Source organism: Pseudomonas palleroniana (genome assembly GCF_022836895.1).
Lineage (GTDB): Bacteria > Pseudomonadota > Gammaproteobacteria > Pseudomonadales > Pseudomonadaceae > Aquipseudomonas > Aquipseudomonas palleroniana.
Genome location: NZ_CP092411.1, coordinates 201,334 through 223,244, shown reverse-complemented (window position 1 = coordinate 223,244; position 21,911 = coordinate 201,334). Strand labels below are relative to the sequence as shown.

Annotated in this window: 19 protein-coding genes; 15 read left to right on the top strand and 4 right to left on the bottom strand. The window is 61.3% G+C overall.

The features are described from left to right. Window positions 1-257 precede the first annotated feature (257 nt). Together MJP36_RS00990 and MJP36_RS00985 are read right to left on the bottom strand one after the other, a co-directional pair. Complete coding sequence (locus tag MJP36_RS00990; protein WP_104995207.1) at window positions 258-827, bottom strand: DJ-1/PfpI family protein; 570 nt, start codon at window positions 825-827, stop codon at window positions 258-260. Window positions 828-1,243: 416 nt separating this feature from the next. Continuing rightward, complete coding sequence (locus tag MJP36_RS00985) at window positions 1,244-2,188, bottom strand: LysR family transcriptional regulator (protein ID WP_244384654.1); 945 nt, start codon at window positions 2,186-2,188, stop codon at window positions 1,244-1,246. 154 nt (window positions 2,189-2,342) lie between these two features. On the opposite strand from MJP36_RS00985, the gene MJP36_RS00980 reads away from it, so the two are divergent. Next, window positions 2,343-4,658, top strand: coding sequence for a TonB-dependent receptor (locus MJP36_RS00980; RefSeq protein ID WP_244384653.1), 2,316 nt, complete (start codon window positions 2,343-2,345; stop codon window positions 4,656-4,658). On the opposite strand, the gene MJP36_RS00975 is transcribed toward MJP36_RS00980, so the two are convergent. Beyond that, window positions 4,629-5,816, bottom strand: a complete 1,188-nt coding sequence (locus MJP36_RS00975) for a CynX/NimT family MFS transporter (RefSeq protein ID WP_161547655.1) — start codon at window positions 5,814-5,816, stop codon at window positions 4,629-4,631. The genes MJP36_RS00980 and MJP36_RS00975 overlap by 30 nt on opposite strands. Before the next feature lie 108 nt (window positions 5,817-5,924). Here MJP36_RS00975 and MJP36_RS00970 point away from each other — a divergent pair, with 108 nt between their 5' ends. From MJP36_RS00970 to MJP36_RS00920, 11 genes are all read left to right on the top strand, one after another. Beyond that, a complete protein-coding gene (locus tag MJP36_RS00970) occupies window positions 5,925-6,776 on the top strand; it encodes a LysR family transcriptional regulator (RefSeq protein ID WP_090367555.1) in 852 nt (283 codons plus the stop codon). Window positions 6,777-7,016: 240 nt separating this feature from the next. Next, on the top strand, window positions 7,017-7,838 hold the full coding sequence (locus MJP36_RS00965; RefSeq protein WP_198760754.1) for an energy transducer TonB: 822 nt from the start codon (window positions 7,017-7,019) through the stop codon (window positions 7,836-7,838). A gap of 51 nt (window positions 7,839-7,889) precedes the next feature. Then, window positions 7,890-8,612, top strand: a complete 723-nt coding sequence (locus tag MJP36_RS00960; RefSeq protein ID WP_090372279.1) for a MotA/TolQ/ExbB proton channel family protein — start codon at window positions 7,890-7,892, stop codon at window positions 8,610-8,612. Between the two features lies 1 nt (window position 8,613). Then, a complete protein-coding gene (locus MJP36_RS00955; protein ID WP_060755558.1) occupies window positions 8,614-9,015 on the top strand; it encodes an ExbD/TolR family protein in 402 nt (133 codons plus the stop codon). A 313-nt stretch (window positions 9,016-9,328) separates the two neighbouring features. Further along, complete coding sequence (locus MJP36_RS00950) at window positions 9,329-9,910, top strand: alpha/beta hydrolase (protein WP_060755559.1); 582 nt, start codon at window positions 9,329-9,331, stop codon at window positions 9,908-9,910. A 50-nt stretch (window positions 9,911-9,960) separates the two neighbouring features. Next, window positions 9,961-10,884: a sigma 54-interacting transcriptional regulator gene (locus tag MJP36_RS00945; protein WP_060755560.1), complete on the top strand. Its 924-nt coding sequence runs from the start codon at window positions 9,961-9,963 to the stop codon at window positions 10,882-10,884. 126 nt (window positions 10,885-11,010) lie between these two features. Further along, window positions 11,011-11,793, top strand: coding sequence for a MetQ/NlpA family ABC transporter substrate-binding protein (locus MJP36_RS00940; protein ID WP_060755561.1), 783 nt, complete (start codon window positions 11,011-11,013; stop codon window positions 11,791-11,793). 519 nt (window positions 11,794-12,312) lie between these two features. Further along, window positions 12,313-12,978, top strand: a complete 666-nt coding sequence (locus MJP36_RS00935; protein WP_161547657.1) for an amino acid ABC transporter permease — start codon at window positions 12,313-12,315, stop codon at window positions 12,976-12,978. Next, a complete protein-coding gene (locus MJP36_RS00930; RefSeq protein ID WP_060755563.1) occupies window positions 12,959-13,618 on the top strand; it encodes an amino acid ABC transporter permease in 660 nt (219 codons plus the stop codon). The genes MJP36_RS00935 and MJP36_RS00930 overlap by 20 nt, the downstream gene beginning before the upstream one ends. After that, on the top strand, window positions 13,615-14,391 hold the full coding sequence (locus MJP36_RS00925; protein WP_060755564.1) for an amino acid ABC transporter ATP-binding protein: 777 nt from the start codon (window positions 13,615-13,617) through the stop codon (window positions 14,389-14,391). Before MJP36_RS00930 ends, MJP36_RS00925 begins: the two co-directional genes overlap by 4 nt. Then, the gene (locus MJP36_RS00920; RefSeq protein ID WP_244384652.1) at window positions 14,388-15,242 is read left to right on the top strand and encodes a transporter substrate-binding domain-containing protein; all 855 of its coding nucleotides are present in this window, start codon (window positions 14,388-14,390) and stop codon (window positions 15,240-15,242) included. Before MJP36_RS00925 ends, MJP36_RS00920 begins: the two co-directional genes overlap by 4 nt. 187 nt (window positions 15,243-15,429) lie before the next feature. Here the strand turns inward: MJP36_RS00920 and MJP36_RS00915 are convergent, their stop codons facing one another. Further along, window positions 15,430-16,590 (bottom strand): AAA family ATPase, encoded by a 1,161-nt coding sequence (locus tag MJP36_RS00915; protein ID WP_244384651.1) that lies wholly within the window; start codon window positions 16,588-16,590, stop codon window positions 15,430-15,432. Window positions 16,591-16,711: 121 nt separating this feature from the next. On the opposite strand from MJP36_RS00915, the gene MJP36_RS00910 reads away from it, so the two are divergent. Genes MJP36_RS00910 through MJP36_RS00900 form a run of 3 tightly spaced genes read left to right on the top strand, consistent with a single transcriptional unit; the run spans window position 16,712 to window position 21,911 of the window. Then, window positions 16,712-17,794 carry an efflux RND transporter periplasmic adaptor subunit gene (locus MJP36_RS00910; protein WP_244384650.1) on the top strand — a complete coding sequence of 361 codons (1,083 nt, stop codon included), beginning with the start codon at window positions 16,712-16,714 and terminating at the stop codon, window positions 17,792-17,794. Then, complete coding sequence (locus tag MJP36_RS00905) at window positions 17,791-18,861, top strand: efflux RND transporter periplasmic adaptor subunit (protein WP_244384649.1); 1,071 nt, start codon at window positions 17,791-17,793, stop codon at window positions 18,859-18,861. Before MJP36_RS00910 ends, MJP36_RS00905 begins: the two co-directional genes overlap by 4 nt. Beyond that, complete coding sequence (locus tag MJP36_RS00900; protein WP_244384647.1) at window positions 18,858-21,911, top strand: efflux RND transporter permease subunit; 3,054 nt, start codon at window positions 18,858-18,860, stop codon at window positions 21,909-21,911. Before MJP36_RS00905 ends, MJP36_RS00900 begins: the two co-directional genes overlap by 4 nt.

The following is a 21,911-nucleotide window of genomic DNA, read 5'->3' as shown; positions in this document are numbered from 1 at the left end:
CGGCTCCAAACTCGTCCTGATGGAGCCAAGGAAACCCCCTACGCGTCATGTGGGTAACTTAAGTCGGAAATGTCGTAATCGCAAGTAAGATTTCTCCGATTTTAAAAAATTGTCGGACGATCTGAAACTGCAGTTCGGCAGTGAAGAACAAAAAGGGGCTTTTGTCAGCGCAGTATTGGAGGAGTGGTTCAACGGTGAAGTGCGCTGCGGTAACAGGCCGCAGCGCCGAGGTGAGAGGAGAGATAGAGGGAAAGGGTTCAGCCGTGAATATGTTCAGCCGCATGCATGGCCAGGTAGGCATCCAGCTTCTTGTCGTTCAAACCCAAGGTGTCGAGAATTTGCGCCATGAAACTGACCGGCGCGCTGCCGGGAGCCGTGACCACACCCTGGTCGGCAACAGCGTACGGTACGTCCTGGTAATAATCTGCTCCGCGATAATGCACCTGCTTCAGGTTGTCAACGCAATTAGAGGTGTGCTGCAAGTGATCCAGCACTCCAGCCTTGGCCAGTACGCGGGTACCGTCACAGATTCCCGCCACGACAATGTTTCTGTCGTGGGCCTCACGGACCAACGCCTCGATGGCGGGCGCCTTGTCTGTTTTCCAGATCGGGCCTCCCGTCACAATCAGCAAGTCGACATCGTCCAGCCGAATGACCTCGATGGCCAGGTTGGGGATGATGGTCATGCCTCCGGATGATGTCACTTGCTTGCCACCGGGAGCGGCAAAACAAGTCTCGAAGCCATAGTAGGCTCGGCCCGTGGAGTTGATCAGCGCGGGCTCCCAGTCAGAAAAATTTTCGGTGAGAATAGTAACGGCGCGTACCATTTGAGTGTCCTTCTCAAGTTTCCATGATAATCAGCAGCAACCTGCCCAGCAGGGTTTTCCAGGTGGGCATGGCCGTCGAGTGTAGATGCAAGCGGGGCTGATGAAATGATGTGGCTGAGTTTTGGCAGTGTGTATTTCAACTGACAATGACAGTGATCAACGCGGCGGCATATTCAGCCGCTGGAGAGAAACTCCGTCCCTTCATCTGATGCCGACTGCGAATTGGCAACAGCAACGGATGACCCTGACTCCTTACTAGGCAAGTGCTCGATATCGAGGTAGCGCAATAGAAATCAGAGCCACCAGCAGTACAAAACGCTGGAACAGGCTGGCGGTGGGGGGATGCCCCACAGCAAGCGATCTGGTATTGCTGCGTTGCGAGGGGGGGGCCTGAAGCATCAACGCATTACGACCTATCAAACAGCTAAATTTTCCAATGAACATACGTCCTTATCCTGTTCATCCACTTCTTTGATCTGTTCGATCATCGCCTCCGCCAGCGGCGACAGCCGATAGCCCGCCCGGCTGACAATGCCGTAGCGGGTGTAACGCTCCTCCAGGTCCTCCGCCAGCCCATCGATTGTCAGGCACACCAATTCGCCCCGGGCCATGTGCAGCACGTCGCTGTTGGCACTGACGATACCGATGGCGTCCGAGCGCAGTACCACACCCATCAGGCTGTAGCCGTTTTCACATTCCACGTTGGGCAGGTAATCCGGGCGGCCGCTGAGGTCGACGATGACTTTGCGCAGGTTCGGCGGGCGGATGGTCACGGCCAGGGGGTAACTCATCAGCTCGGTGGCGCTCACGCTCTCGCGCTGGGCCAGCGGGTGCCCGGCGCGGCAGCAGAAGTACCAGCGGCGTGGGCGCAAGCGGTGGGTGTGGTAGTCCGGGTTGGCTTCGAAGTGGCGGGTGTCGGCGACGAAGAATTCGAACTCTTCGCTGAGCAGGCGTTTGCTCAGGCTTTGCCAGTCATCCACCTGGAATTGCACGCGGGCCTTGGGGTAGCGCCCGATAAAACTGCCGATGGCGCGGGGGACCAACCCGCCGGCCGGTGCCGGCCCGCAACCGAAGCGCAGTTCACCGGCCTCCAGGCCATTGAATTGGCTGATCTCGTTGGCCAATTGCTGTGCGCCGCTGACCAGGCGGCGTGCATGTTCCAGCAGGACCTGGCCCTGTTTGGTGGGCGCCAGGTCCTTGCGCCCACGATCGACCAGTTGGCACCCGGCGCTGTGTTCCAGCGCCTGGATGCTACGGCTGAACGCTGACTGCGACAGGCTCACGGCCAACGCCGCGGCGACAAAACTGCGGTGTTCGGCAAGGGCGATGAAGTGGCGAAGCTGGCGCAGGTCGATATGCATTTTTCACATCAAAAATATCCGGGAAATGCATTGGCTATGCATCAGGTCGACTCCTTATAAAGGCAATCTCTTATGCAGTAAATGTCCGTTAAACCATAAATAAATAACCTTAGGGAATATGCGTTTTTGGCTATTTCCGCTTGGGGAGCCGCTTATGAGTCTGTTGAAGTCCTTGCCCATGGCCGTGTTAGTGGCCGGTAGCAGCAGTTGGTCGCCGAGCCAGGCCGCCGAAGTACCCGCGCCGGCAAGCAAGGGCGAGAACGCCAGCGGCCAACTGGAGACCGTCACGGTCACCGCCAGGCGGCGTACCGAAAGCGCCCAGGACGTGCCGACGCCGATGAGCGTGATCGGTGGCCAGGCCTTGGAAAGTCAGCGGGTGTATCGGATTCAGGATCTGCAGCAACTGGTGCCCAGCGTCAATGTCGCCTATATGCATGCACGCCAGTCCAGCGTGTCGATCCGCGGGCTGGGCAACAACCCGGCCAGCGACGGCCTGGAAGGCAGCGTGGGGCTGTATATCGACAACGTGTACCTTGGGCGGCCGGGCATGGCGGTGTTCGACTTGATGGACATCGAGCAGCTTGAAGTCTTACGCGGCCCGCAAGGCACACTGTTCGGCAAGAACACCACGGCGGGGGTGATCAACATCAGCACCCGCGCACCGAGTTTCACCCCCGAGCGCAGTATCGAGACGTCGTTGGGCGAGGACGGTTACTTCCAGACCAAGGGCACGATCTCCGGCCCGCTCAGCGATGACTTGGCGGGGCGTTTCTCGGCCTATCGCACGCGCAGCGACGGCGACATCAAGAACCAATACGACGGCCACGACCTCAATGGCGGTTCACGCCAGGGCTTTCGCGGGCAACTGCTGTACAAGCCCAGCGAGACATTCAACCTGCGTTGGATCGGCGATTACAACGAGGAAGATTCCAGCGCCGGCACCCGAGTGTTGTACAGCACCGGGCCGACCATCAATGGCACCAACCTGTATGCGTCGCGGGCCGCTGCTGCGGGGGCAACGCTGGTGGACGGCACGCATCGCAAGGTCAACCTGGACAGCGACCAGCACGTCACGGTGTTCCAGGGCGGTACATCGCTGGAGGCCAACTGGACGTTGCCGAGTGACTTCACGCTGACGTCGGTCAGTGCCTATCGCTGGTGGAATTTCACCCCGCGCAACGATGACGGACTCAACGTGCCCGCGTCGTATAACGCCGGCGTGTCGGTGGAAGATAAACAATGGTCCCAGGAGTTCCGGCTGGCCTCGCCCACGGGTGGCTTCTTCGACTACGTGCTGGGCGCGTATTACTTCGGCTCCGACCTGGATAACAAGTCCTTCGCCTACTACGGGCCCAAGGCCGATATCTGGAACGGCACACCTGCCGGTGCGTTGAACAATGTCAGCAGTGTCGGCAACGGGCATATCCGCACCGACAGTTTTGCGTTGTTCGCCCAAGGCACCTGGCACCTGACGGAGCGTCTGGATTTCACCGCCGGCCTACGCGGCACCTATGAAGAGAAAAGCGCCTGGGTCACGCGTAATGCGCCGCTGGGTGGTGCTGCGGTGGCCGGCGCCGCTGCTACGGCGCGACGCGGGCGCACGGGAGTGTATGACTCGGGCGACCTTAATCAGTACAGCGCCACGCCCTCGGGGCTGCTCAACCTCACCTATCACTTCAATGAAAACCTGTTGGGTTACGCGACCCTGTCCCATGGCGAAAAATCCGGTGGGGTCAATTTGGCCGTGGGCTCCGCGCCAACCGCCGGGGCCGACTCCTTGCTGATCGGCACCGAGCGTGCCAACAACGCCGAATTGGGCTTCAAGAGCACGCTGTGGGATCGCCGCCTGCAGCTTAACGCCAACCTGTTCTGGACCCAGGTCAACGGCTACCAGACCAACGCCTATGACCAGGACAACCGCGTGCAGTACCTGACCAATGCCGGGTCCGTACGCTCGCGTGGTGTGGAAGTGGAAAGCACCCTGGTGCCGGTCAAGGGCCTGACGCTGAACCTCAACGGCTCGTTCAATGATGTGAGCTACCTGTCTTACAAGGATGCGCCATGCCCGCCGGAAGTCAGCTTGCGCCCCGGTGCGCCGGCGTCGTGCGACCTCACGGGGCATCAAGTGGTCGGCGCGTCCAAGTGGATCGCCAACGCCAATGGCGAATACAAATGGAACCTGGATAACGGCTTCGAGCCCTACGTGACCGCCAGCTATGCGTTCCGCTCCAAAGCGGTGGGCACCGTGGAAGACTCCGATTACGGACAGATTCCCGCCTATGCCGTGGTCAACCTGTCTACCGGCCTGCGCGGCAACTACCAGCAGGGGCAGTGGGATGTGTCGTTGTGGCTGAAAAATGCCTTCGACAAAACCTACTACACCACGTTGTGGACAGGCGGTAACGGCGGCTATGAAGGCTTGTTGGGGACGCCCCGCACCCTAGGCGTGACTGGCCGCTACGACTTCTGAGCCGCTGCGATAGGTGGCCGGGCTGAATACTCGTGTCACCACCAGCATCGCCACCACGGTAACGGCCAGTACCCACCAGGCGCTGACAAAAGTGCCGGTGAGTTCACGTAGCCAGCCCGTCAGCCATGGCGAAATGGCGTTGATCAAAAAGCCCACGCCTTGCACGAAGGCCGCCAGTTGCCCGGCCTGGCGCGGGTCGCGGTGGTGGTCGAGGGTCAGCAGCAAACTCAAGGCGAAGCAGGCGCCCAGGCCGAAGCCGATCAGCGCCACCCACACATGGGGGAACTGCTGCGGTGCCATCAACAGGCCGAGGTAGCCCACGGTCTGCGCCAGCAGACTGATGCCGAGCAGGGGGCGTCGGTCGATGCCGCGCTGGGCCAGCACCGGCATCAGCAGCGCGGCGCTCACTTGGAAGAGGGTCATGAAGGCCAGCAGCGAACCGCTGGGCAGTACGCCCCAGCCCAGTTGCTGATAGTACGCAGGCAGCCACGCCACCATGCTCATGTAACCGCAATTGACCAGGCCGAAATACACGGCCAGCAGCCACGCCCGACGATTGCGCAGGCCCTTGAAGGTGGGGATCACGGTTGCGCTTCTGGCCGCACCCAGCGGTACAAACCCCCACAACAACAGTGCAGCGATTGCGGGCAGCAGCCAGACCCCAAGGCCCGCCTGCCATTGCTGAAAATGCGTGGCGACTACCGGGCTCAGCAGGGCCGCCAGCCCGCCACCGGCCATCAATGACGCCGAATACACGCCCATCGCCACCGGCACGCGGTGGTGGAATTCGCGCTTGATCATCGCCGGCACCAATGCCTGGATCAGCGCCACGCCGGCACCACCCAGCAACGCCGTGGCCAGCAGTGCCGAAGCCTGGCCCATCAACCAGCGTGCCAGGCAGGCCAGCAGGATCATTATCAAGCCCAGGGCGATGCCGCGTCGTTCACCCAGGCGGGCCTCCAGACGCACACCCACCAGTGCCACCAGGCCCATGCAAATCACCGGCAGGCTGGTGAGCAGGGCGCTGCTCTGGAAGCTCAAGCCGGTAGCCTGGCGAATGTCCGCGAGCAACGGGCTGATGGAGCTGAGGATCGGCCGCAGGTTCAGGCCCAGCACGACCAGCAGGCCCCAGCCGGCGAGGGATGTTTGGCGGGTCATGCAGTGCCCTTACGCTCAATCGACGAGGCGTGAGTATGGCGAGCGTCGCAGGTATTCTGAAATTAAATATAACCATGCCAACCAGTGGCAAATGCAATGGTGACGCCTATGTTCGATCCCGTGTTATTGCGCAGCTTTGTGACCGTGGTGGATTGCGCCAATTTCACTCGCGCCGCCGAGCGCCTGCACCTGACCCAATCCACCGTGAGCCAGCAGATCCGGCGCCTGGAAGACGCGGTAGCGTGCCAGTTGCTCGACCGCGACCAGCGCCGGGTGGTCGCTACCGCCGAAGGTGAACGGTTGCTGGCCTATGCACGGCGCATCCTCGCGCTGCATGAAGAAGCCGCCGATGTGTTGGTCAACCAGCAAAACGACGGTGTGCTGCGCCTTGGGGTGCCGGAGGATTTTGCCGCCGAGCGCCTGATGCCATTGCTCTCGGCCTTTGTGGTGAGCCATCCCCGAGTGAGGCTGGAGGTCACCAGCGGCCTCGGTCCCGAATTGCAGCGCCAGTACCGCAGCGGTGAATTTGACGTGCTGCTGGTCAAGCAGATGGGCCACAGCGATGACTGCCTGGCTTCCTGGCCAGAACCGTTGTGCTGGGTCGACAGCCGCAGCACCCCGTGCCTGGGGCGCGACCCGCTGCCGCTGGTGGCGTTTCCGGTGGGTGGGTTATACCGCAACGAAATGTTGCATCACCTGGAAGTGGGGGGCTGGCGCTGGCGTATCGGCTATTCCAGCGCGAGTTTGGCCAGCGTGTGTTCGGCAGTGTCGGCGGGGTTGGGGATCAGCCTGTTGCCGCGACGGGTGCTGCAACCAGGGCATGTGGTACTCGGCGAGGAGAGTGGTTTGCCGACGGTGCAGGGCGTGCGGCTGGCGGTATATGGCCGCAGCGGCTTGGGGGCGCCAGGGCAGACTTTGCAGCGCCAATTGCTCGATTTGTGTGCAAACAGCCCAGGCTGAGCCATACCTTTTCTGAATATTTTGTATGCCTGAAAAGCATTGAAAAACAAAGCCTTCGGTCCAGGCCACGGCGGGCGCGGCCTGGGCGGAAGATAAGATATCTGTTATGCCTTTTTAATCTATCTATAACTTTAAAGATTACTTTAAGGGATAAGCGTCCAGCCCCGATGATTCAGCCCTCGACGGCCGCTTCGGCAGGCCTGTCGGTTTTTTTGTGTGAAAACCGTAGGGAGTGAATCCATGGGCAATGTCCAGACCGCCGCCAGTGCACACGAGGCGCAATGGCGCCAGGCACCGGGTGGTGAGTTGGTCGACCTTGGCCGGCCGCACCGCGCGCCATTGGGGCAACTGCGGCTGCAGAAGGCTCCCAAGCGTTTTTCGAGTCGCCGCGAAGGGGTTCTGCTGGGGCTGCTGGTGTTGGCCTTGCACGGTGCGGTGGTTTATTGGGTGAGCCAGAAACCCACGCCGGTGCTGCCGATTGTGCCGCCGGAAATACCACCGATGACCATCGAGTTTTCCCAGCCGGCACCGCCGGTGGTCGAGCCGCCACCGCCTGTGCCGCCGCCTCCACCGCCGCCCGTGGTTGAGCCGCCGCCACCGGTGGTGGATGAGTTGGCAGCCAAGCCTGCGCCGCCAAAGCCAATCCCGAAACCTGTGCCCAAGCCGCAGCCCAAGCCCAAGCCGAAACCTGAGCCGGCCCCGAAGGCGGTCGAGCAGCCGCCCGCGCCACCTGTGCCTGCGCCGCCCGCTCCGGCAGCGCCCGTCGCAGCGCCTGCACCGGTTACACCGGCTTCGGCCAACGCCGCTTACTTGAAGAACCCGGCGCCCGAATACCCGTCATTGGCCCAGCGTCGTGGTTGGGAAGGCACGGTACTGCTGCGGGTACACGTCTTGGCCAGCGGCAAGCCGGGGGAGATCCAGGTGCAGAAAAGCAGCGGTCGCCAGCAACTCGATGATGCCGCGCTGGCTGCTGTAAAGCGCTGGAGTTTTGTACCGGCCAAGCAGGGCGATGTCGCCCAGGACGGCTGGGTCAGCGTACCGATCGATTTCAAGATTCACTAACTATCGCGCTGCGGTGTGTTTTGCACGCCGCGACCTGTAAAGAGGGAAAACATCATGGCATTGGCATCTCCACTTGAATCCATCGAAAGCGCGGTGATCTGGCTGTTGGTGGCCTTTTCGGTCGCCACCTGGGGGCTGGCGTTGTTGAAGGGCGTGCAATTCGGTCGCCTCAAGGCTCAGGACCGCAAGTTCCATCAGCGGTTCTGGGCGGCCTCCAGTCTCGATTCCGCCGCGGAGCTGGCTGAAACCCAGCCGGGCGCGGCGGCCCGGGTAGCCCAGGCCGGTTATGCGGCGATCCAGGTGGGTGATTCTGCCCATGCAGCGGATTTGAGCCAGGCCATCAACCATCAGGACCGCCTCGAACGTGCCCTGCGCCAGCAGATCGTGCGTGAGCGTCGCTCACTGGAAACCGGCCTGGCCGTGGTCGCCAGCATCGGCAGCACCTCGCCGTTCATCGGTCTGTTCGGCACTGTGTGGGGGATCATGGAGGCGCTCAAGGGCATCAGCGCTGCCGGCTCCGCCAGCCTGGAAACCGTGGCTGGCCCGATTGGTGCGGCGCTGGTCGCTACGGGTGTGGGGATTGCCGTGGCCGTGCCGGCGGTGTTGGTCTACAACTATTTCCTGCGCCGCCTGAAGCTGACGGCGGCCGATCTGGATGATTTTGCCCACGACTTCTACAGCCTGGCGCAGAAGCATTCCTTCCGCGTGCTGCTCCACCCCTCGCTGACCAAGAGCGCGGCCGGCAACCCGCAGAAAGTGAAGGAGGCGTCCTGAGATGGCCTTCTCCACGCAAGACAGCGATGAGGTGCTGAGCGAGATCAACGTCACACCGTTGGTGGACGTGATGCTGGTGCTGCTGGTGGTGTTTATCGTCACTGCGCCGCTGTTGACCAACGCGATTCCGATCAACCTGCCCAAGACCCAGGCCGTGGCGCCGGTGGAGCAAAAAGATCCGCTGGTGGTGAGCATCGACGGTGCCGGCAAACTGTTTATCAACAAGGACGAAATCCAGCCGGACCTGCTGGAGTTCAACTTGCAGGCGGCCAAGGCCAAGGACCCCGATGTGCGGGTGCAACTGCAGGCTGATGATGGTGTGAACTACGGCGAAGTGGCGCGAGCCATGGCGTCTATCGAGCGCGCGGGGATTACCAAGCTGTCGGTGATAACCGCGCGTTAGCTGCAAAAGCCTCGACGATTTTTTGGCCGTTTCCTTGGCAGGGTGCGGCCTTTTTTTTGCCTGAAATTCACACATCACCAAAATCTCAGTTTGGAAAACGGTCAGGGTGGGAGGGGGCTTGCTCCCGATGGCAGTGGTTCAGCCAATAAATTGGTGGCTGACAGATCGCTATCGGGAGCAAGCCCCCTCCCACTTTTGATATTGAGTGGTTATGTGATTTTGGTTATTAATAAATAGCTTCTTATTCCTTAACGAATATAAACCCTGTCCTTATACTGCTCAGCAACGTTAGACGCTGCAGGAGGGCACACCCATGCACAGCGAGTTGATTCGTTACCTGATCGTGCCGGGCTGGCAAGGATCGCCAGAAGATCATTGGCAGAGCCATTGGCAGAACAGCCTGCCCAACAGTACGCGCGTGGAGCAGGCCGATTGGCTGACTCCCCGTCGCGAAGACTGGGTGGCTGCGCTGGCCGAGGCGATTGCCGCCGACAGTACGCCGGTGATTCTCATCGCCCACAGCCTGGGCTGCATCACGGTCGCGCATTGGGCGGCCACAGCACCGCTGGCGTTTTTGCGTCAGGTGCGCGGCGCCTTGCTGGTGGCTCCGGCTGATGTCGAGCGCCCGGCCTGTGCCCCCGCCCTACGCAACTTTGCACCCATCCCCACCGACTTGCTGCCGTTTCCCAGCCAAGTGGTCAGCTCCGACAACGACAGCGCCGTCAGCGCTGCGAGAGCCTTGGAGCTTGCGCGCCATTGGGGCGCCGAAGCCGGCATTTTGTCAGGGGCCGGTCATATCAATGTGAAGTCCGGCCACCAGCGATGGGAGCAGGGTTTCGCCTACCTTTATCGCTTGCAAAGCCGTCTCGAACATCACGCCCGGCGCACTGCCTGATATTTTTTCAACGCCCCGTCCCTTGAGCGGATTGGGGGCGGGAGCCTGCCATGAGTCATGAAACCTACGGCCAGCCACTGCTGACCTTCCCCGATTCTGAAAAAAGCCCGCTGAGCATCCGTGCCAAGGCGTTGGTGTTTGTCGACCCGCGTTCGCGGCAACTGCGCGAAGACCTGGAAAACCTCGCCCCGCTGGCCCTGCCCGTGTTGATTCGCGGCGAGACCGGTACAGGTAAAGAGCTGCTGGCGCGGCAGATTCACCGTGGCAGTGACCGCACCGGGCTGTTCGTGTCAGTCAATTGCGGTGCGATCAGCCCCACCTATGCCGATGCCGAGTTGTTCGGATACGCCGCCGGCAGCCACAGTGGCGCGGCCAGTAGCCGTGCTGGGTGGTTTGGCTCGGCCAATGGCGGCACGTTGTACCTGGACGAGATCGGTGACTTGCCCCTGCCGATCCAGGTGAAACTGCTCGCCGCCCTGGAAAACCATGAGGTCACCCGCGTCGGCGCCCATCAGCCAAGCCCGGTGGATGTGCGCCTGGTGGCCGCGACGAGCATCGACCTGGCCCAGGCGGTGGCGGCCGGCAAGTTCCATGAGCGCCTGTTCCATTACCTGAGCGAGGGCCAACTCGAGCTGCCGGCCTTGCGCGAACGCGTCGGCGATATCCTGTCCCTGGCCGAATATTTCCTCGGCATCTACAGTCAGCGCCTGGACCTGCCGGTGCCGCTGATCAGCGACGCCGCCCAGCGTGTGCTGGAGCGCCACAGTTGGCCGGGCAATACCCGTGAACTGGAAAACGTGATCCATTTTGCGCTGCTGGTCAGCAGTGGCGATGAGATTTTGCCCGAGCATTTGAACCTGCCGGTGGCCGGCTCACCGCTGGAACAGGTGCAGCGCCTGTTCAGCACTGCCACGCCAGCGGAACAGGAAACCTTGCGCAAATGGCTACATGAACAAAATGGAATATCAACGTGAATAAAAGATATTGTTCGGGAATAAAAAATCTAGGTATTGTCCCTTCCACGCCGCGATAGCACTTCGCTGGCACACCACATAAAAACGGTCGTCAGAGACGCCCCGGAATTTCGATAAGGACACTGCATGAAAAAGGTTCTGTTGTTTACCGCACTGGCGGCTGCCCTGACTGCAAGCCTGGCCCAGGCCAACGAGAAGCTGGTGGTCGCCGCGACCCCGATCCCGCACGCCGAGATCCTTGAGCTGGTCAAGCCGACCCTGGCCAAGGAAGGTGTGGATCTGGACATCAAAGTCTTCACCGATTACGTGCAGCCAAACGTGCAGGTGGCCGAGAAGCGTCTGGACGCCAACTACTTCCAGACGCTGCCGTACCTGGAAAACTTCAACAAAGGCAAGGGCACCAACCTGGTCACCGTGGTCGGTGTGCACGTCGAACCTTTCGGCGGCTACTCGAAGAAGATCAAGAACATTTCCGAGCTCAAAGATGGCGCCACCGTTGCCATTCCCAACGAAGGCTCCAACAGCGGCCGTGCCCTGTTGCTGCTGCAGAAGGCCGGTGTGATCACCCTGAAAGACCCAAGCAACGCCCTGGCCACGCCGAAAGACATCGCCAGCAACCCCAAGCACCTGAAATTCAAAGAGCTGGAATCGGCGCTGTTGCCACGCGTGCTGGACCAGGTTGACCTGGACCTGATCAACACCAACTACGCCCTGGAGGCTGGCCTGAACCCAGCCAAGGACGCGCTGATCATCGAGGACGCCAAGTCGCCGTATGTGAACTTCCTGGTGGCTCGCCCGGACAACAAGGACAGCGATGCTATCCAGAAACTGTCCAAGGCCCTGACCAGCCCTGAAGTCAAAGCCTTCATCGAGAAGAAGTACAACGGCGCGGTCGTGCCTGCGTTCTGATCTAAGCCAGACCCCCTTCAAGGTTTGAATTGTGGGAGGGGGCAAGCCTTAATGCCAGTCAGTTAAGGCTTAACGCGGTCACTGTGGGAGGGGGCTTGCTCCCGATAGCAGGGTGTCAGTCACCAGATTTATTGGCTGATTCACCGCTATCGGGAGCAAGTCGAATCGTCGCACCGCCCCTCCCACACTTTGATTTCCTTCTCAAAGTGATTCTTCAGTGTTTTAGAGCGCGCGGCTGTTGATCGCCCGGCGCAACGCCACCAACCACTTCACCAGCTCCTGCGGATCCATCGGTTTCGCTTCGTTCATTGTTCGATCCCTCGAATCTTTCGACCCCAAAACCATAGTTGCCACTGGCCAAACCCGCGAGTTCGAGGGTTATCTTTTTGGGTGATATCAATATGCTATTTTGGTATTTAAATTTTATTTTTTATACCTTTAAAGTTCGTGCTTGCCGACGTTACCCACGTCGATATGGATTGCACTCGCCGCCTTACCCTGCGGCGTCACGGACTCACGATGACCTTCGATTTCGCATTTATCCTCAGCACCTTGCCGGCGTTTCTCCGCGCCGTTGGGGTGACGCTGCAAGTGGGCCTGATCGCCATCGCCACCTCACTGCTGGTGGCGCTGGTCAACGCAGCGCTGCTGGTGTTTCGCACGCCGTATTTGTCGCGCCTGGTGGCGCTCTATGTGGAGCTGGCGCGTAACACGCCGCTGCTGATCCAACTGTTCTTCGTGTACTTCGCCTTGCCGGCCCTGGGTTTCAATATCTCCGGGTTCTGGGCAGCGATCATCACCATGACGTTCCTCGGCGGCGCCTACCTCACTGAAGTGCTGCGCGCCGGTGTAGAAGCGGTGCCACTGACGCAGATCGAGTCGGGCAAGTCCATCGGCCTGTCCGACTGGCAACTGTTGCGCTATGTGATCCTGCCTCAGGCCGGCATTCTCAGCCTGCCGGCGTTGTTCGCCAATTTCATTTTCCTGCTCAAGGAGACCACGGTGGTGTCAGCCGTGGCGGTGCCGGAGATTCTCTACACGACCAAGAGCTACATCGCGCTCTACTACAAGACCTACGAAATGCTTGCCGTGCTGACGCTGATTTGTGTGTTGCTGTTCTTGCCGCTGTCGTTGCTGCTCAGCCGCCTGGAAAGGAGGCTCCAGCATGGCCAGTTCGGGTCTTGAGTTGTTGTGGGTGTCGTTGCCGCAACTGGGCAAGGGCGCTGCGCAAACCCTGTCGATATCTTTGTTGAGCATCGCCTTCAGCACCGTCGGCGGCGTGGTGTATGGCGTGTTGCGCATGCTGAACAACCGGGCGCTCAACCGGGTGCTGCGGGTTTACCTGGAGCTGTTCCGGGCGATTCCGGTGCTGGTGTGGCTGTACCTGCTGTTTTTCGGCCTGCCGATTTTCTTTGGCCTGAGCATTCCGAGCTTCTGGTGTGCGGTGTTGGTGCTGTCGCTGTGGGGCGCCAGTGAAGTGGGCGAAGTGGTGCGCGGCGCGTTGCATTCGTTGCCCCGGGGCCAGCGCGAAGCGGGCTTGTCGATTGGCCTGTCCACGCCCCAACTGTACGGCTACGTGCTGCTGCCCCAGGCCCTCAAGCGCATGACGCCGCCGACCATCAACGTCTACACGCGGATCATCAAGACCAGCTCCCTGGCCGTGCTGATCGGTGTCGTGGATGTGATCAAGGTCGGCCAGCAAATCATTGAACGCACCTATGAGTCGGTATTGATCTACGGCGTACTGTTCCTGTTTTTCTTCTTTATCTGCTACCCGTTGTCGGCCGCCTCCAAGCGGCTGGAACGGCGCTGGGCCCAAGCATGAGCGCATTGATCGAGTTCCAGGGTTTCAACAAATACTTTGGCGAGGCGCAGGTGCTCAAGGGCATCGACCTCTGCGTGCAAAGCAGCGAAGTGGTGGTGATCCTCGGCCCCAGCGGCTGCGGCAAGAGCACCTTGCTGCGCTGCCTCAACGGGCTGGAAGTTGCGCATAGCGGCAGCCTGCGTTTTGCCGGCAGGGAGCTGTTGGATAAATCCACGGACTGGCGCCAGGTACGCCAGGACATCGGCATGGTGTTCCAGAGCTACCACCTGTTCCCGCACATGAGCGTGCTCGACAACATCCTACTCGGCCCATTGAAAGTGCAAAAACGCGACCCCCGCGAAGCTCGCGAGCAGGCGGAAAAACTACTGCAACGCGTGGGCCTTGCCGACAAGCGGGATGCCTTCCCGCGCCAGCTCTCCGGCGGCCAGCAGCAACGCATCGCCATCGTGCGTTCGTTGTGCATGAACCCTCAGGTCATGCTCTTTGATGAGGTCACCGCAGCCCTCGACCCGGAAATGGTCAAGGAGGTGCTGGAGGTGATCCAGGACCTGGCCCGCGATGGCATGACCTTGCTGATCGTCACCCACGAAATGGCCTTCGCCCGCGCCGTCGCCGACCGCGTGGTGTTCATGGAGGCCGGTCGCATCCTCGAACACAACACCCCCGAAGAATTCTTTACGAACCCGCAAACCGCACGCGCGCAGCAGTTCCTGGAGAAGTTCTCCTTTGTTTCAACACTGCCCAAAAAGACCAAGGAACTGGAGCTGATATGAAAAAGTTACTGCTGCCACTGTTTGCCGTCGCGTTGCTGGCCGGCTGCGATAAAAAGGCCGAAGAGCCTGCCAAACCTGCGGCCGCCGCCGCGAGCTACATCGACAAAATCAAAGCGCGCGACAAGCTGATTGTTGGCGTATTTACCGACAAGCCGCCGTTCGGCTTTGTGAATGAGGCGGGTCGCTACGTCGGCTTCGATACCGACATCGGCCGTCAATTTGCCAAGGACCTGCTGGGCGATGAGAACAAGGTCGAGTTCGTTGCCGTCGAGCCGGCCAGCCGTATTCCGTTCCTGCAAAGCGACAAGGTCGACCTGATCCTCGCCAACATGACCGTCACCCCGGAACGCAAGGAAGCCGTGGATTTCACCAACCCCAACCTCAAAGTCGCGGTACAGGCCCTGGTGCCCAACGACAGCGCGGTGAAGAGCCTGGATGACCTGGCGACCCGCACCACCATCGTGACCACCGGCACGACCGCCGATATCTGGCTGACCAAGAACCATCCGGATTGGAAACTGCTCAAGTTCGAGAAAAACTCCGAGTCCCTGCAAGCGCTGTCGGCCGGCCGGGGCGATGCGTATGCCCAGGACAATCTGGTGTTGTTCAGCTGGGCCAAGCAGAACCCTGGCTATCGTGTGCTGCAAGAAAAACTCGGTGACGAAGCGCCGATTGCACCGGCGGTGAAGAAGGGCAATACCGAACTGCGCGATTGGGTGAATGCCGAGTTGGCAAAGCTGGGCGAAGAGAAGTTTTTGCTCAAGCTGTATGACCAGTATGTGCGTAAGGAACTGAGCGATGACACCCCGCCTGAGAGCGTGATTGTCGAAGGCGGGAAGTGGCAGGGCTGATAGCCTTACCCCTGTAGGAGCGAGCTTGTGTGGCGAGGGAGCTTGCTCCCGCTGGAGTGCGAAGCACTCCCAGACCGGTTGACGAAGTGTATCTGACACATATCGATCGCACGGTTTGGGGCCGCTTCGCAGCCCAGCGGGAGCAAGCTCCCTCGCCACGACAAGCTCGCTCCTACGGGGGATATACCTACTCCGGCCAATGCCAGGCCGGGGCATCCAGAATCCCCTGCCCGACGATCTGGGTCTCCCCCAACACCTTCTCCAGCACAATCGAGTTGCACCCCTCATCCTGCTGCAACGCTGCAATCAAGCGGCTGGCATGGGACACCACCCACACCTGACACTGCCGGGACGCCTGGATGATCAAGCGGGCCAACGCCGGCAACAAATCCGGGTGCAGGCTGGTTTCCGGTTCGTTGAGCACCATCATGGTCGGCGGCCGTGGCGTCAGCAGCGCCGCGATCAGCAGCAGGTAACGCAAGGTCCCGTCCGACAGCTCCGCCGCCGACAACGGCCGCAGCAACCCTTCCTGATAAAACTCGATGGCAAAGCGCCCGCCCTGCAACGGCTGGATATTCAAGCGTGCACCGGGGAAGGCATCGCTGACCGCGCGCTGCAACGCCTCGGGATCGCCAATTTCGCGGATGGTCTGCAAGGCCGCCGCCAAGTCCCGACCATCGTGGTGCAGCACGGGCGTGCGGGTGCCTAATTGCGGTTGGCGCACGGGGGCGTCCACGTCGCTGCGAAAGTGATCATAGAAGCGCCAGCCACGAATGCTCTCGCGCAGCAACAGCACCTCCGGCGAGCCACGCAGGCTGCCGACCTGATCGAACAGGCTGTGGTAGTTGGGTGTATGTTGGGCCAGTACGTCCCAGGAGCGGCCGTCACGCGCCCGCACCATGGGGCCGGAACGCTGCACCAGCAGGCTGGCCGGGCGATAGAGAGGGCCGGCCCAGATGCATTCCTTCTTGACCTGCGGGTCGAGGGAAAATAACGACGTTGTCGGCTCAGGCAGCCCCAGTGAGATGGCGTAACTGAAGTCCTCCCCGGCAAAGCCCAGGCGCAAGCGTTTCACGCCTTGGCGCACGGTGGATTCAATCGGTACCTCGCCGTTGCGCATGCGCCGGCTGATGTTTTCCGGCCCGGCCCAGAACGTCGAGTCCAACCCGCCCTCGCGGGCCAGTGCGTTGATCACCCCGCCCTGGGCGGTTTCCGCCAGCAGGCGCAGGGCGCGGTACAGGTTGGACTTGCCGCTGCCATTGGGGCCGGTGACCAGGTTGAGCCGGTCCAGGGGCACCACCAATTTATTGATCGAACGGTAATTGGCGACGGCGAGGGTTTTCAGCATGGGTCAGTAACCGGTAGGGGAACCATTGGAGTATGGGAGCCTCCATGCAGATAAGGAACCCTCAACTAAGCTCACAGTCGCATACACACTGGCAAGTCGGCATCACGCAAAAGGAGCCTGCATGGGCGGTCGTATTTCCACCTGTATCATCGGCTTGGGCCTACTGACGCTATTAAGCGGCTGCGGCGAGGAAAAGGCCGAACCCAAGCAACATTCCAGGGTCTTCGTGCAGACCGTGCAGCCGGCGGATTTTGCCGCAGCCGTCACGCTCACCGGCGATATCCAGGCCCGGGTGCAAACCGACCTGTCCTTTCGCGTGGGGGGCAAGATCATCCAGCGGATGGTGGATGTGGGTGACCGCGTGAGCGCCAGGCAAGTGCTGGCCAAGCTCGACCCCAAGGACTTGCAGACCAACGTCGACTCCGCCCAGGCCCAGGTCGTGGCGGAGCAGGCCCGGGTCAAGCAGACGGCCGCCGCCTTTGTGCGTCAGGAAAAGCTGCTGCCCAAGGGCTATACCAGCCGCAGTGAATACGACGCCGCCCAGGCCGCGCTGCGCAGCAGCCAAAGCGCGCTGACCGCGGCCCAGGCTCAATTGGCCAATGCCCGCGACCAACTCGGCTACACCGCGTTGGTCGCCGACGCCCCTGGCGTGATCACCGCGCGCCAGGCCGAAGTCGGCCAAGTGGTACAGGCCACCGTACCGATCTTCAGCCTGGCCCGGGACGGCGAGCGCGACGCGGTGTTCAACGTTTACGAATCCCTGCTGGTGGAACCGCCGCCGGAGGCTCCGATCACCGTCAGCCTGTTGGATAACCCCAGCATCAAGGCCGTGGGCAAGGTGCGTGAAGTGACCCCGGCCGTGGCCGCGAATACCGGCACCGTGCAGGTCAAGATTGCCCTGCAGAACCTGCCCAAGGGCATGGAGTTGGGTTCGGTGGTGAGCGCCACCGCCAATGGCCCGGCCAAGGCCAGCATCGAATTGCCGTGGTCGGCGTTGACCAAAGACCTCAACGAGCCTGCTGTTTGGCTGATCGACGCTGACGGCAAGGCGCAACTGCACAAAGTCAGCGTGGCGCGTTACCTCACCGGCAAAGTGATCATCGGCGACGGCCTCAAAGGCGGCGAAAAAGTCGTGGTAGCCGGTGGGCAATTGCTGCATCCCGGCATGCTGGTCGAGATCGCCCAGCAAGGAGCCCAGCCATGAAGCGCCTGACGGCATTACTCGCCGCCAGCCTGTTGCTGGCGGCTTGCTCCAAGGAAGAGGCGCCGCCCGAGCCTGTTCGCCCGGTGTTGTCCATGCAGGTGAAGGCCGAGGACCAGGAAAACCTCGGCCGCTTTGCCGGCACCATCCAGGCTCGCTATGAGAGCAACCTGGGGTTCCGTGTGCCCGGGCGTATCGCACGGCGCGCGGTGGATGTGGGCGCCGAGGTGGAGCAGGGCGCTCTGCTTGCCGTGCTCGACCCCACCGATCAACAAAACCAACTGCGTGCGGCCCAGGGTGACCTGGCTCGGGTGCAGGCGCAGTTCATCAACGCCCAGGCCAACGCACGTCGCCAGCAAGAGTTGTTCAACCGTGGGGTGGGCGCCCAGGCCCAGCTCGATGCGGCCCAGACCGACCTGAAAACCACCCAGGCGTCCCTCGACCAGGCGCGGGCGTCGGTCAACCAGGCCAAGGATCAGCTCAACTACGCTGAGCTGCGCACCGACCATGCCGGTATTGTCACTGCCTGGAATGCCGAAGCCGGCCAGGTGGTGAGTGCCGGCCAGCAAGTGGTGACCCTGGCCCGTCCGGATATCAAGGAAGCGGTGATCGATCTGCCTGCCGGCCTTGCCGAGCGGCTGCCCGCCGATGGGGTGTTTGTGGTTGCCGGGCAGCTTGACCCCAGCGTACAGACCATCGCCACTGTGCGTGAGATCGAACCTCAGGCCCAAAGCGCCACGCGCACCCGGCGTGCGCGCCTGACATTGGCCGAGACCCCGCCCGCGTTTCGCCTCGGTACGGCAATCAGCGTGACCCTGAGCACCGCCATTGCGCCGCGTATCGAAGTGCCGCTGAGTGCCTTGCAGGAGGTCGACGGCAAGACCCGCCTCTGGCTGCTCGACACCCAGAGCCAGACGGTGCAGCCGCGTGACGTCACGGTGCTCAGCCGTGACGCCGACAACGCCTTGCTCAATGGCGGGGTCAAACCCGGCGAACGCATTGTCACCGCTGGCGTGAACAGCCTGAAACCCGGGCAGAAAGTCAAAATCGATGAGGACAGCCCGCGATGAAAGGGAGCTTCAACTTATCCGACTGGGCCCTCAAGCATCAGTCCTTCGTCTGGTACCTGATGTTCGTCGCACTGCTGATGGGCGTGTTCTCGTACATGAACCTGGGCCGCGAGGAAGACCCCTCGTTCACCATCAAAACCATGGTGATCCAGACCCGTTGGCCGGGGGCGACCCAGGAAGAAACGCTCAAGCAGGTCACCGACCGCATTGAGAAGAAGCTCGAAGAACTCGACTCCCTCGACTACGTGAAAAGCTACACGCGCCCGGGTGAATCCACGGTGTTCGTGTTCCTCAAGGACACCACCAGCGCCAATGCCATCCCCGATATCTGGTATCAGGTGCGCAAGAAGATCGACGACATTCGCGGCACCTTCCCCCAGGGGTTGCAAGGCCCATCGTTCAACGATGAGTTCGGCGATGTATTCGGTTCGGTGTATGCCTTTACCGGCGACGGCCTGTCGATGCGCCAGTTGCGCGACTACGTCGAACAGGTGCGTGCCGAGATTCGTTCGGTGCCGGGCCTGGGCAAGGTCGAGATGATCGGCCAGCAGGACGAAGTGATTTACCTGAACTTCTCCACGCGCAAACTCGCGGCGCTGGGTATCGACCAACGCCAAGTGGTACAAAGCCTGCAATCACAGAACGCGGTGACGCCAGCCGGGGTGATCGAAGCCGGGCCGGAGCGGATTTCCGTGCGCACCTCGGGGCAGTTCGCCTCGGAAAAGGATCTGGCCAACGTCAACCTGCGGCTCAATGATCGCTTCTATCGCCTGGCGGACATCGCCGACATCAGCCGTGGCTACGTCGACCCGGCGCGGCCGATGTTCCGGTTCAATGGCAAGCCGGCCATCGGCTTGGCGATTGCCATGCAGAAGGGCGGCAATATTCAGTCCTTCGGCAAGGCGCTGCATGAGCGCATGGATGAGCTGACTGCCGACCTGCCGGTGGGCGTCGGCGTACACAAGGTCTCCGATCAGGCCGAAGTGGTGGAGGAGGCCGTGGGCGGTTTCACCAGTGCGCTGTTCGAGGCGGTGGTCATCGTCCTGGTGGTGAGCTTTATCAGCCTCGGCATGCGCGCCGGGCTGGTGGTGGCGTGCTCGATCCCGTTGGTGCTGGCGCTGGTGTTCGTGTTCATGGAATACAGCGGTATCACCATGCAACGGGTGTCGTTGGGTGCCTTGATCATCGCGCTCGGGCTGTTGGTGGACGATGCGATGATCACCGTGGAAATGATGATCACGCGTCTGGAAAAAGGTGAAACCAAGGAGCAGGCGGCCACCTACGCCTACACCTCCACCGCGTTCCCGATGCTCACGGGCACGCTGGTGACCGTCGCAGGCTTTGTACCGATTGGCCTCAACGCCAGTTCGGCGGGCGAGTACACCTTTACCCTGTTCGCGGTAATTGCCGTGGCGATGCTGGTGTCGTGGGTGGTGGCGGTGCTGTTTGCACCGGTGATCGGCGTGCATATCCTCAGCGCCAACGTGAAGCCGCACAACGCCGAGCCAGGACGGATCGGCCGCGCTTTCAATGGCGGCATGTTGTGGGCCATGCGCAACCGCTGGTGGGCGATCGGTATCACGGTGGGGCTGTTCGTGGCGTCGGTGTTCTCGATGCAGTTTGTGCAGAACCAGTTCTTTCCGTCGTCGGACCGCCCGGAAATTCTCGTCGACCTCAATCTGCCGCAGAACGCCTCGATCAATGAGACCCGCAAGGCCGTCGACCGCCTTGAAGCGATCATCAAGGATGACCCGGACATCCAACGCTGGAGCACCTATATCGGCCAGGGCGCGATTCGTTTCTACCTGCCCCTCGACCAGCAACTGGAAAACCCCTACTACGCGCAGCTGGTGATCGTGAGCAAAGGCCTGGAAGAGCGCGGCGCCTTGATTGCGCGCCTGCAAAAGCGTCTGCGCGATGACTTCGTCGGCATCGGCAGCTATGTGCAGCCGCTGGAAATGGGCCCGCCGGTAGGGCGGCCGATTCAGTATCGCGTATCCGGCAAAGACACCGACCAGGTGCGCAAGCACGCTATCGAACTGGCCACTTTGCTCGACCAGAACAGCCACCTGGGCGAGATCATCTACGACTGGAACGAGCCGGGCAAAGTGTTGCGCGTGGACATCGCCCAGGATAAGGCACGGCAACTCGGGCTGTCGTCGGAAGACGTGGCGCAGTTGATGAACAGCGTGGTCAGCGGTGCCTCGGTGACCCAGGTGCACGATGATATCTACCTGATCAACGTGGTCGGCCGCGCCGAAGATGCCGAGCGTGGCACGCCGGAAACCCTGCAGAACCTGCAGATCGTCACACCCAACGGCACCTCGATTCCGCTGCTGGCGTTCGCCACCGTGCGCTATGAGCTGGAGCAGCCGTTGGTATGGCGCCGCGACCGCAAACCGACCATTACCGTCAAGGCTTCGGTGCGCGATGAGATACAACCCACCGACCTGGTCAAACAGCTGGCGCCGACCATCGAGAAATTCAGCGCCGGGTTGACGGTGGGCTACAAGGTCGCCACCGGCGGCACCGTGGAAGAAAGCGGCAAGGCCCAAGGCCCGATCGCCAAGGTGGTGCCGCTGATGCTGTTCCTGATGGCGACCTTCCTGATGATCCAGTTGCACAGCGTGCAGAAGATGTTCCTGGTGGCCAGTGTCGCGCCGCTGGGGTTGATCGGCGTGGTGCTGGCGTTGATTCCTACGGGTACGCCCATGGGGTTCGTGGCGATCCTGGGGATCCTGGCGCTGATCGGCATCATCATCCGCAACTCGGTGATTCTGGTGACCCAGATCGACGAGTATGAACTGGCGGGCTATACGCCCTGGGATGCGGTGGTGGAAGCCACCGAACATCGGCGCCGGCCTATCTTGCTCACGGCAGCAGCGGCGAGCCTGGGCATGATCCCGATTGCGCGTGAAGTGTTCTGGGGGCCGATGGCCTACGCGATGATCGGCGGGATCATCATCGCAACATTGTTAACACTTTTGTTTTTGCCTGCGCTGTATGTGGCTTGGTACAAGATCCGGGAGCCCAAACCAGAACAGAACTGA